The 3,058-nt window shown below is 35.9% G+C and carries 2 protein-coding genes and 2 pseudogenes; 3 read left to right on the top strand and 1 reads right to left on the bottom strand.

The features are described 5' to 3' along the window. The 3 genes and pseudogenes from ACYTR8_RS10190 to ACYTR8_RS10200 all read left to right on the top strand — a co-directional run. A partial coding sequence (locus tag ACYTR8_RS10190; protein WP_479642111.1) for an IS30 family transposase occupies positions 1–362 on the top strand: 362 nt, incomplete at its 5' end. Between the two features lie 76 nt (positions 363–438). Next, positions 439–1,704, top strand: a pseudogene (locus ACYTR8_RS10195) (tyrosine-type recombinase/integrase). 299 nt (positions 1,705–2,003) lie between these two features. Next, a complete protein-coding gene (locus ACYTR8_RS10200; RefSeq protein WP_111717776.1) occupies positions 2,004–2,846 on the top strand; it encodes a DUF368 domain-containing protein in 843 nt (280 codons plus the stop codon). A gap of 54 nt (positions 2,847–2,900) precedes the next feature. On the opposite strand, the pseudogene ACYTR8_RS10205 reads toward ACYTR8_RS10200, so the two are convergent. Beyond that, positions 2,901–3,058, bottom strand: a pseudogene (locus tag ACYTR8_RS10205) (IS5/IS1182 family transposase); the annotation flags it as partial.

Consider the following 3,058-nt stretch of genomic DNA (forward strand, 5'->3'; position numbering starts at 1 on the left):
GTCGAAAAGCTAGCGACATTGAGCAGTCACTAAATAGATGGCTGTCACAATTCCCAAAACATCTCTTTAAATCTGTCACTTTTGATTGTGGGAAAGAATTCTCTAATTGGAAGACAATAGCCAACCAACACGACATTGATATTTTCTTTGCGGATCCAGGTTGCCCTGGTCAACGTGGGTTAAATGAACATTCAAATGGTTTATTAAGACGTCATGGACTACCAAAGCAAATGGATTTCAATGGTATTCCTCAAAAATATTTATCAGCTATCGCTGATGAACGAAATAGAATTCCTAGGAAATCTTTAAATTATCGAACACCATATCAGGTTTTTCTGAGTTACGTAAAATGTCTAGCTTAATTTGACAATTTGGGTTATCTAAAATAAAGAGTGGTAACTATTTTAGCCTGCTTCAATATCCTGAAGAAAGGCAAATATGGAAACTGAAACAATTGTCCATAATGGCAAAAAAGTCATCAAAAAAATCAAAAAAGATAAGTCCGTATCATACACTTTGAAGGGGGCATTTCTCGGTAAGGATGCTAAGACTGGCAAACAGGTTACTACAACTATTACAGCAAAAACACTAAAACAGCTTGATAGAGAAGTTATCCAAGCACGGTTAGATTTTGAAAGAAATGGATTTACTCGAAAAAAAGTTATATCTATTGTTACACTTGAAGATTTAGCTGAAGCATGGTTTCAATCTTATCAAACTTGGGTTAGCTCGCATAACACATTAAATAGAGTGAGAGGTTACCTAGATAATTATATTATCCCAAAGTTTGGAGATTATAAACCAGATAAAATAGAATCTGCTGATATTCAGTTATGGCTAAATGACCTAGCAAAAAAATCAAAGAAATCTGTTGAATCTGGTGTGAAACGTGCAAATAAGGGGTGTGCGAAAGACTTTGGAGCGGTCATCCATAAGATGAAAGATGTTTTTGACTATGGTATTACAAACTATGGTCTAACCACTAATCCCGTCAGTACCGTTAAAATTCCACCTAAGCCAAAATCAAATAAGCAACGTATCATGGTACTACATGATGAAAGCCTTGCTATGTGGCTTAATTATCTTGAAAATTTAGATAACAGTAGAGCCAATCGAAGGTTTAAGTTGATTTGTAATACTCTTTTGGCGTCAGCCTTGCGTATAAATGAGTTATCGGCATTGACAATTGATGATTTGAACTTTAAAGAATCCTCTATTCGTGTCAACAAAACATTGCTTTGGAAAACCGCTAATAAAAAGACAGGAACAAAAGGGGAGGTCGTCTGTAAAGCAACACCAAAAACTGACGCAGGCAATCGTTCTATTCCTGTTCCTTTATCTATACTTGAGGAACTTCAAGATTTTCACAATGAAATGAACAAATATCTTAAATTACACAATAGATCTGAAACAAAATTGATTTTCCCAACAATATACGGAAACTATATGTGTGATAGAAACGAGCGAACAACTCTCAAGTAAAGATTAGCCGGTCTAGGACTACCAGATTATGGTTTCCATTTATTCCGACACACTCATGCTTCAATGTTACTTAATGCTGGCACAAATTGGAAAGAGCTTCAAGTGAGAATGGGACATAAATCAATTTCAACCACAATGGATACTTACGCTGAATTAGCACCTCAACGAAAGTTAGAAGCTGTTGGTATTTATCTTGATAAGATTGCTGAACTAACGCAATAACTACTCTACTATTCACTCTACCTTTTACTAAGTAGCATTCCAGCAATGTTGATATATCAACGTTTATAATAGCTAAAATAGAAAATACTTAACCTTTACAGAAGTAAAATAATTAAGTAAACGAAAAGCCCTTGAAATCAACGTTTCAGAGGCTTTTTTCTTTTGATTTTAGCAAAATAACTAAAAGTAAGAGAACCTAACTTCTATTTTTAAAATCCCCTTTTATAGGCTTACAGTTTTCACTCCGCTGCTCTGTTAAAAATATGATACAATAAGATAACTATTTTTAGGAGGCAGTTATGGTTTCGTTTATTTCTCGCGTCTTTAAGGGGATGATTATTGCGCTTGGGTTTATTTTACCTGGGGTATCAGGGGGAGTCTTAGCAGCAATTCTTGGTATCTACGAACGTATGATTTCGTTCTTAGCTCATATTCGCGATCATTTTATGGAAAATGTCCTTTTTTTCCTACCAGTTGGCATTGGGGGCATTCTAGGAATTGCTCTTTTTTCCTATCCTGTTGAATTTCTATTAAAACACTATCAAGTTGTGGTACTTTGGGGCTTTGCCGGTGCCATTGTTGGGACAATTCCAAGTCTTGTTTCTGAATCAACCAAACACTCAAAGCGTGATCAGGTCGATATCATCTGGTTAGTGGCTACTTTTGTCGTGTCTGGGCTTGGACTCTATTTTCTAAATGACCTTGTTGGCACTCTACCAGCTAATTTTCTAACGTTCATCTTAGCAGGAGTCTTGATTGCCTTGGGCGTTTTAGTTCCTGGGCTTAGCCCATCCAACCTGTTATTAATTTTAGGTTTGTATTCTCCTATGCTAACTGGCTTTAAATCGCTTGATTTAATAGGAACATTCTTACCTATTACTATCGGCGGCATTTTGGCCATCCTTGCCTTTTCAAAAGCTATGGATTTCGCCTTGACACACCACCATTCACGGGTCTATCACTTTATTATCGGCATTGTTTTATCAAGTACGATTTTGATTTTAATTCCAAATAGTAATAGTAGTGAATCTATTTCATATGTAGGCGCTGGCTTAGGAACTTGGGTAATGGCTATTATTCTCTTTGTTTTAGGGATATGGCTAGGCCTTTGGATGAGTCAACTCGAAGAAAAATACAAATGAGTTGAATTGACAACTACTTGACAGTCAAAAAAATAGATAGAATGCTTATTCTATCTATTTCAGATTGAAGACAAACATCGATTTGGTGTTTGTCTTTTTTAGTGTTTTTAGATAAAAATGGCTGTTTCCGTGCTTAAACCACCTCATCTGAACAAAATAAAAAGGCTCTCCCGCCATCCTTTTGACCAGTTTTTTGAGATTTAAGCATGCCA

The organism is Streptococcus sp. F2 (assembly GCF_056500955.1).

Coding starts and splice junctions, on each gene's coding strand:
- ACYTR8_RS10200 (WP_111717776.1), top strand. CDS start 2,004: ATGGTTTCGTTTATTTCTCGCGTCTTTAAGGGGATGATTATTGCGCTT.